Source organism: Achromobacter pulmonis, assembly GCF_902859765.1.
Lineage (GTDB): Bacteria > Pseudomonadota > Gammaproteobacteria > Burkholderiales > Burkholderiaceae_B > Achromobacter > Achromobacter pulmonis.
Genome location: NZ_CADIJV010000002.1, coordinates 360,093 through 367,557, shown reverse-complemented (window position 1 = coordinate 367,557; position 7,465 = coordinate 360,093). Strand labels below are relative to the sequence as shown.

Annotated in this window: 8 protein-coding genes; 6 read left to right on the top strand and 2 right to left on the bottom strand. The window is 66.6% G+C overall.

From position 1 onward, the window contains the following. The 5 genes from HV701_RS03255 to pcaF all read left to right on the top strand — a co-directional run. Window positions 1–277: exodeoxyribonuclease VII large subunit (locus HV701_RS03255; RefSeq protein ID WP_276529796.1), on the top strand; the 277-nt coding region annotated here is incomplete at its 5' end. A gap of 236 nt (window positions 278–513) precedes the next feature. Then, window positions 514–1,092, top strand: coding sequence for a superoxide dismutase [Fe] (gene sodB, locus HV701_RS03250; protein WP_175131642.1), 579 nt, complete (start codon window positions 514–516; stop codon window positions 1,090–1,092). A gap of 287 nt (window positions 1,093–1,379) precedes the next feature. Next, window positions 1,380–3,089 (top strand): methyl-accepting chemotaxis protein, encoded by a 1,710-nt coding sequence (locus HV701_RS03245; RefSeq protein WP_175131641.1) that lies wholly within the window; start codon window positions 1,380–1,382, stop codon window positions 3,087–3,089. Window positions 3,090–3,178: 89 nt separating this feature from the next. Then, entirely contained in the window at window positions 3,179–4,585 is a 1,407-nt protein-coding gene (locus HV701_RS03240; protein WP_175131640.1) for a chloride channel protein, read from the top strand. Window positions 4,586–4,726: 141 nt separating this feature from the next. After that, window positions 4,727–5,932 (top strand): 3-oxoadipyl-CoA thiolase, encoded by a 1,206-nt coding sequence (gene pcaF, locus HV701_RS03235; RefSeq protein ID WP_175131639.1) that lies wholly within the window; start codon window positions 4,727–4,729, stop codon window positions 5,930–5,932. 120 nt (window positions 5,933–6,052) lie between these two features. On the opposite strand, the gene HV701_RS03230 is transcribed toward pcaF, so the two are convergent. Together HV701_RS03230 and HV701_RS03225 are read right to left on the bottom strand one after the other, a co-directional pair. Then, entirely contained in the window at window positions 6,053–6,565 is a 513-nt protein-coding gene (locus tag HV701_RS03230) for a DUF192 domain-containing protein (RefSeq protein ID WP_175131638.1), read from the bottom strand. 101 nt (window positions 6,566–6,666) lie between these two features. Further along, entirely contained in the window at window positions 6,667–6,912 is a 246-nt protein-coding gene (locus HV701_RS03225) for a cold-shock protein (RefSeq protein WP_006220277.1), read from the bottom strand. A gap of 226 nt (window positions 6,913–7,138) precedes the next feature. On the opposite strand from HV701_RS03225, the gene clpS reads away from it, so the two are divergent. Then, window positions 7,139–7,453 (top strand): ATP-dependent Clp protease adapter ClpS, encoded by a 315-nt coding sequence (gene clpS / locus HV701_RS03220; RefSeq protein WP_049073105.1) that lies wholly within the window; start codon window positions 7,139–7,141, stop codon window positions 7,451–7,453. The last annotated feature ends 12 nt before the right edge of the window (window positions 7,454–7,465 follow it).

Genomic DNA, 7,465 nt, shown 5'->3' with positions numbered 1-7,465 from the left:
CGCCGAGCGCCTGGCGGCGGCCACGCGGCAACTGGGCCAGGCGCATGCGCGCCTGCTGGCGCGGCGCCGCGACCGGCTGGCGGCCGTCAGCGCGCAGCTGCGCGCCCTCGATCCCGGCAATACGCTGGCGCGCGGCTATGCGATCGCCCGCGACGCCGAGGGCCGCATCGTGCGCGATGCCGCTACCCTGGCGGCAGGGCAGGGCCTGGACCTGAGCTTCGCCCAGGGGGGCGCCCGCGTCGAGATCACGCAGGTGCGCGAGACGCGCGATCTCTGACGCGCAGGGCCTCGATGCCCGCGCCCTGCGAGGGTGAGGGAGTTCGATATCGCGGCCAGGGGCCGGGGTGCCGCGTCACCGGAAGGAGCTTCGTCACGAACGGGGCCGCGCGGCGGCGCGAGGCATGTGCCCATCCCCGTTAACCCCGCGCTGCCGCGGGGTTAACGCGGTATCCTCGTTGAGTTGCCGATACAATTGAACGGCTTGATCGTGCACTCAACAGAAGGAACCGACACATGGCACATACTCTTCCCCCCCTGCCTTACGATATGGACGCGCTGGCTCCGCACATCTCGAAAGAGACGCTGGAGTACCACTACGGCAAGCACCACCAGACCTACGTCACGAACCTGAACAACCTGATCCCGGGCACCGAGTTCGAGAACCTGTCGCTGGAAGACATCGTCAAGAAGTCCTCGGGTGGCATCTTCAACAACGCCGCGCAGATCTGGAACCACACCTTCTACTGGAACAGCCTGGCTCCCAAGGCCGGCGGCGCGCCGACCGGCAAGCTGGCCGACGCCATCAACGCCAAGTGGGGCAGCTTCGACGCCTTCAAGGAAGCCTTCAACAAGTCGGCCGCCGGCAACTTCGGTTCGGGCTGGACCTGGCTGGTCAAAAAGGCCGACGGCTCGGTCGACATCGTCAACACCAGCAACGCCGCCACCCCGCTGACCACGGCCGACAAGCCGCTGCTCACCTGTGATGTCTGGGAACACGCGTACTACATCGACTACCGCAATGCCCGTCCCAAGTACCTGGAGAACTTCTGGGCGCTGGTGAACTGGGAGTTCGCGGCCAAGAATTTCGCCTGATTCCGCTGCGCGCCCGGCGCGCACCGCAAGGCCGAAGCCCCTCGCATCGCGAGGGGCTTTTTCGTTTGGCGTCCCGCGGGAAGTGCCACTGAAATACGGCATTGCATGATTCTATTTTGTATATTGTCGAATCTATTCTGTCGAAAATGAGAATAAATCTCCCTTTCTTCTCGCCTACCGCGCGGGAGAGCTCCCGCTATTGTTAAAGGCAGTCTGCGGCCGAGCCATGGGGCCAAGGATCGCGGCATGCCCGCCACAACACCGTGGTGCTTGACGGGAAGGGAAGCATGTTGCGTTTGTTTTCGGGGTTGAATATCGGCGCGCGCATCGGCGTGCGTCTGTCGGGCGCGTTCCTGATGGTGGCGCTGCTGGGCGGCTGCATCGGCGCGTTCGGGGTGTGGGGGCTGGGCCGCATCAACGACATGAACGACCAGATCGCCGGGGTCGAATTCCGGGGGCTGTCCGACATCAAGGAAGCCAACATCAGCCTGATCGCCGCCGGCCGCGCGCGCAAGAGTTTCCTGGGCGCCACTACCCAGGAAGAAAGGCAGGCGCTGCGTGCCGAGTTCGACCGCGATGTCGCCAGCCTGGAGCGTCTGCGCGCCAAGGCAGCGCAAAGCTTCATCCGCGAGGGCGGCAAGCGCCTGCTGGCGCAATTCATCGAAGCCGAAGAGGTCTGGAAGCGCGAGGCCATCGAGTTCTTCGACGCGGCCCAGGCGCTGCCGCTGGCGCGGACCGATGACGCCATCGTCAACATCACGAAGCGCGCCGCCGCGTCTTCGGGCAAGGCCGAGGCGCTGATCACCGAACTGGTCCAGGCCAAGGAAAATGCGGCCGACCGCGCGGTGCAGGAAGTCACCGATCTCTACCGCAGCACCCGGCTCATCATGATCGGGCTGTCGCTGGCCGGCGTGGCCCTGGGCCTGTTGCTCGGCTGGCTGGTGACGCGCGGTATCACCCGGCCGCTGGGGCGGGCGGTGGAAGCGGCGCGCCGGGTCGCCAACGGCGACCTGAGCGGCGACATCCAGGTCACCTCGCGCGATGAGACCGGCGACCTGATGGCCGCGCTCAAGGCCATGAACGAAAACCTGGCGCGCATCGTGCGCGATGTGCGCGACGGCTGCGAGAGCATCGCCTCGGCTTCCTCGCAGATCGCGCAAGGTAATGCCGACCTGTCGCAGCGCACCGAGGAGCAGGCGGCATCGCTGGAGCAGACCGCAGCCTCGATGGAGCAGCTCACCAGCACCGTGCAGCAGAACGCCAGCAATGCCGGCGAGGCCGAAAAGCTGGTGACCCAGGCGTCGGCGGTGGCGGCGCGCGGCGGCGAGGTGGTCAATGTGGTGGTCCAGACCATGGGCGCGATTTCCGAAAGCTCGCGCCGCATCGCCGACATCACCAGCGTGATCGACGGCATTGCCTTCCAGACCAACATCCTGGCGCTGAACGCGGCGGTCGAGGCCGCGCGCGCCGGCGAGCAGGGCCGCGGTTTCGCGGTGGTGGCGGGCGAGGTCCGCACCCTGGCGCAGCGTTCCGCGGTGGCGGCCAAGGAAATCAAGGCCCTGATCGACGAATCGGTCCATCGCGTCGAAGGCGGCACGCGCCAGGCCGACGAAGCCGGCAACACCATGCGCGAGGTCGTCGACAGCGTGCGTCAGGCCGCGATCCTGGTGCATGAAATCGCCAGCGCCTCGGCCGAACAATCCACCGGCATCGGCCAGGTCAACCAGGCCGTGGCGCAAATGGACACGGTGACCCAGCAGAACGCCGCGCTGGTGGAGCAGGCCGCCGCCGCGGCCGGCAGCATGCAGGATCAAGCCAGCCGCCTGTCGCAGCAGGTGCGCCGCTTCAAGGTCGACGCCGGTGGGGCGCCGCAGGCCCGCCTGATCGAGGCCGGCCGCGCCACGCCGCATCCCGCGGTCGCGGCGCCGCGCCAGGACCCGGTCGTGACGCGCCCGGCGCTCAGCCATGCCGGGGAAGATGACTGGTCGTCATTCTGAGGACGACGGCAGTTTGTGGGCTGCGCGTCAGGCGGCGATGGTAAGGTGTAGCCTCGTCTGGTTCCGTCCCTTGTCGCCCGACCTCGCCCATGCCCCTGTCCACTCCGTTGCGCCGTGTCGCCACCGGCTCCCGTCATCTGTTGCGCCGCAAGGCGCGTCAAACCAATCGCCTGTCTCGCAAGAGCCTGCCCGTGGCCCTGCTGCTGGGCGGCGCAGCGCTGGTGGCGCTGGTCTCGCTCGGATTCGCCTATCTGGCGGACCTGGCGCTGGAATGGAATCGGGAGTGGGTCGGCCGCGCCGGTTGGCTGGCGTTGCTGGTGTTGCCTTGCGCGCTGGCGGCCTTGCGCTGGGCCACCTTGCGATTCGCGCCCAATGCCGCGGGCAGCGGCATCCCGCAGGTCATCGGCGCCTTGTCGCTGCCGCCTGGGCCAAGCCAGCGCAGCCTGGTGTCACTGGTCCAGGTGCTGTGGAAGATCCCCCTGGCATTCTTCGGCATGCTGGCTGGCGCCTCGATCGGGCGCGAAGGGCCATCGGTCCAGGTCGGCGCCGCCGTCATGCTGGCCTGGGGCGATTTCTGGAAACGCCGCGGGTTGCAACTGCGTGGCTTCCATGCCAATGAACTGATCGCCGCTGGCGCCGCCGGCGGCCTGGCCGCGGCCTTCAACGCGCCGCTGGCGGGCGTCATCTTCGCCATCGAGGAACTGGGGCGCGGCACGGCGCTGCGCTGGCAGCGGCTGGTGCTGATCGGCGTGCTGGCGGCCGGCTTCCTGGTGGTTGCGGTGCAGGGCAACAATCCCTATTTCGGCGCCTTTGCCGGCGCGCCGCTGGCCCACGGCATGTTGTGGTGGGTGCTGATCTGCGCCGCGCTCAACGGCGCGCTGGGCGGCATCTTCGCGCGCCTGCTGGGCAAGGGGCCGGCAGCGATGGCGCCGGCGTCCTGGCGCGCCTGGGTGCGCGCGCATCCCATCTGGACAGCGTTCGCGATGGGCCTGGTGCTGGCCGTGATCGGCCTGGCCACCGCCGGCAGTGTGTATGGCACGGGCTACGGCGCGGCCGCCGACCTGCTGTCGGGCGAAACCCAGCACGTGCTGCCCGCCGGCTTCGGCCTGGCCAAGCTGGCCGCGACCGTCGCCTCCTACTGGGCCGGCATTCCTGGCGGGATCTTCACGCCAGCGCTGACCACTGGTGCCGGCATCGGCCACCACATCTGGGAGCTGGCCGGCGAAGGCGTGGACCAGCGCGTGCTGGTGCTGGTGTCGATGGCGGCGTTTCTGGCCGCCGCCACCCAGGCGCCGCTGACGGCCAGCGTGGTGGTCATGGAAATGACGGGCAGCCAGCCGATGCTGTTCTGGCTGCTGGTCGGTTCGCTGCTGTCCTCCGGCGTGTCGCGCCAGTTCTGCCCGCAGCCGTTCTATCACCTGGCGGCCGGCCGTTTCCGGCGCCAGGCCATCGTCGGCGCCGGGCGGGCCGCCCGCGCCGGCACGCCGGCGCCATAAGGGCGGATGGCGTACGGTGAGTGAACAGCTGCTGGACAGCGTCCGTGCTGCGGACATCCTGGGGATGCACCAACTTGGCGCGAAATCCGGTGCGTTAAGATCGACCGCATCCCATTTTTCCCACTTCGATCCGAGCATCCCATGACCGTGCATGCCTTTATCTGTGACGCGATCCGCACCCCCTTCGGCCGCTACGGCGGCGCGCTGGCTCCTGTGCGTCCCGACGACCTCGCGGCCGTTGCCATCAAGGCGCTGGTCGCGCGCAATCCCGGCGTGCGCTGGGAAGAGCTGGACGATGCCATCATGGGCTGCGCCAACCAGGCCGGCGAAGACAACCGCAACGTTGCGCGCATGGCCACGCTGCTGGCCGGCCTGCCGGTCGAAGTGCCCGGCGCCACCGTCAACCGCCTGTGCGGTTCCGGCCTGGACGCCATCGGCAGCGCCGCCCGCGCCATCCGCGCGGGTGAAGCCGGCCTGATGCTGGCCGGCGGCGTTGAAAGCATGAGCCGCGCGCCGTTCGTCATGGGCAAGGCCGACAGCGCCTTCTCGCGCAGCGCCGCCATCTACGACACCACCATCGGCTGGCGCTTCATCAACAAGCTCATGAAGGCCCAGTACGGCGTCGATTCCATGCCGGAAACCGCCGAGAACGTCGCCGACGATTTCAAGATCAACCGCGAAGACCAGGACCTGTTCGCCCTGGCCAGCCAGCAAAAGACCGCGCGCGCCCAGAAGGAAGGCTTCTTCGATGCCGAGATCGTGCCGGTCTCCATCGCCCAGAAAAAGGGCGATCCGGTCATCGTGTCCAAGGACGAACATCCGCGCGAAACCAGCATCGAAGCGCTGGCCAAGCTCAAGGGCGTGGTGCGTGAAGGCGGTACGGTCACGGCCGGCAACGCCTCGGGCGTCAACGACGGCGCCGCCGCGTTGCTGCTGGCCGACGAAAAGGGCGCCGCCCGCCATGGCCTGACGCCGCGCGCCCGCGTGGTCGGCATGGCCACTGCCGGCGTTGCGCCGCGCATCATGGGCATCGGGCCGGCGCCCGCCACCCGCAAGGTGCTGGCCCAGACCGGCCTGACGCTGGAGCAGATGGACGTGATCGAGCTGAACGAGGCGTTCGCCGCCCAGGGCCTGGCCGTGCTGCGCCAGCTGGGCATTGCCGACAACGATCCGCGCGTCAACCCCAATGGCGGCGCCATCGCCCTGGGCCATCCGCTGGGCGCCAGCGGCGCGCGCCTGGCGACCACCGCGATCAACCAGTTGCATCGCACCGGCGGCCGCTACGCCCTGTGCACCATGTGCATCGGCGTGGGCCAGGGCATTGCCCTGATCATCGAGCGCGTCTGATTTTCACGCGGCTCCGGCCGGGGCCGCGACGCGCGGCGCCAGGCCGGCCTGCCGGATGGCCAAGCAAAAGGGAGCCCGCAGGCTCCCTTTCTCATGGCGCCGCCAGCGCGGCCGGCGGTTTCAGGGCAAGCCGTCGATCTTGCGCCCGGCCTTCATGCCGTGGTCTTCGTACCAACCTTGCGCCATTTCCAGCGCGTAGCGCACCGGTTTCTTGGAGCAATGAGTGTCGTCGCTCTGCGGCGCCATGTCCTCGATGTTGACGATGGTGCCGTCGTCGGCGATAAAGGCGATCGACAGCGGCAGCAGGGTGTTATGCATCCAGAAGCACTGCAGGTCGGGCTGTTCGAACACGAACAGCATGCCGTCGTTGCCGCTCAGTTCCTTGCGGAACATGAGGCCGACGCGGCGGGTGGCTTCCGTATTGGCCACCTCTGCGCGGATAATATGGATGCCGGCAGCCAGTTGCGTGGTGGGCAGGGGAGGCTGCGGACCGCTCTGCGCGTGGGCGGCCAGCGGCAGGGCCAATGTGGCCGCGCCCAGCAGTGCCACGGCCGCCTTGCGCGTTGCCGCCTGAATGAACGCCGTCTTGGACAACGCACGACCTACCCGAAACAACACAGCATTCTTCAGCATAACCACACGCGATAATCGCAGTAATAAGAAAATAACAAGGCGGGGCTCGAAAGCCCCGCCTGATAATGGCGCAACCTTACCGTTGCGCTGTAAAGGGTAACTCAGGCAGCAGTGATATTGAGCGCCTGTTTGCCTTTGGGCCCCTGAATAATCTCGAAAGCCACTTTCTGGCCTTCCTTCAGGGTTTTAAAACCATTCATCTGGATGGACGAGAAGTGGGCGAACAGATCTTCACCGCCATCGTCGGGCGTAATGAAGCCGAACCCCTTTGCATCGTTGAACCATTTGACGGTGCCCGTCGATTTGGGATTGTCCCCTTGGACGGCGGTTGCGGTCGTATCAGACATGCGGACTGCCTCATTGAATCGTATGTTGACAGAAGGGCATCGCGGCCTAGACCCCTGTCCCCCCTCCGGCTTCCTGGCAGGTTTTCGGTGAATTGAAAACCCCAGAATGCGTGGATAATGCGCCGCTTTTCTTTGCGGAGTCAAGTATGGAAACTACGCATTTCTACGTGTAATTTTGCGTAAGTTACATGCAGGTCGTCCCCTGATTAAATAGAATAGCCGCCCTATGAGTTCTACCTTGGATACCCAGCATGATTTGGTCGTCGAAAAGGCGCCGGCCCGCGTTGCGCCGCCGCCGATGTACCAGGTTTTGCTGCTCAATGACGACTACACCCCGATGGAGTTTGTCGTGAAGGTGCTGCAGAAGTTCTTCAACAAGAATCACGAAGAAGCCACGCGCATCATGTTGCAGGTGCATCACGAAGGCCGTGGTGTCTGCGGCGTTTATCCGCGCGACCTGGCCGCCACCCGGATTGCCCAGGTGGCGCAGTATGCGCGGGCGCGCCAGCATCCGCTGCAATGCGTGATGGAACCAGTCTGAACCCGCAGGCCC

Coding starts and splice junctions, on each gene's coding strand:
- sodB (WP_175131642.1), top strand. CDS start 514: ATGGCACATACTCTTCCCCCCCTGCCTTACGATATGGACGCGCTGGCT.
- HV701_RS03245 (WP_175131641.1), top strand. CDS start 1,380: ATGTTGCGTTTGTTTTCGGGGTTGAATATCGGCGCGCGCATCGGCGTG.
- HV701_RS03240 (WP_175131640.1), top strand. CDS start 3,179: ATGCCCCTGTCCACTCCGTTGCGCCGTGTCGCCACCGGCTCCCGTCAT.
- pcaF (WP_175131639.1), top strand. CDS start 4,727: ATGACCGTGCATGCCTTTATCTGTGACGCGATCCGCACCCCCTTCGGC.
- HV701_RS03230 (WP_175131638.1), bottom strand. CDS start 6,565: ATGCTGAAGAATGCTGTGTTGTTTCGGGTAGGTCGTGCGTTGTCCAAG.
- HV701_RS03225 (WP_006220277.1), bottom strand. CDS start 6,912: ATGTCTGATACGACCGCAACCGCCGTCCAAGGGGACAATCCCAAATCG.
- clpS (WP_049073105.1), top strand. CDS start 7,139: ATGAGTTCTACCTTGGATACCCAGCATGATTTGGTCGTCGAAAAGGCG.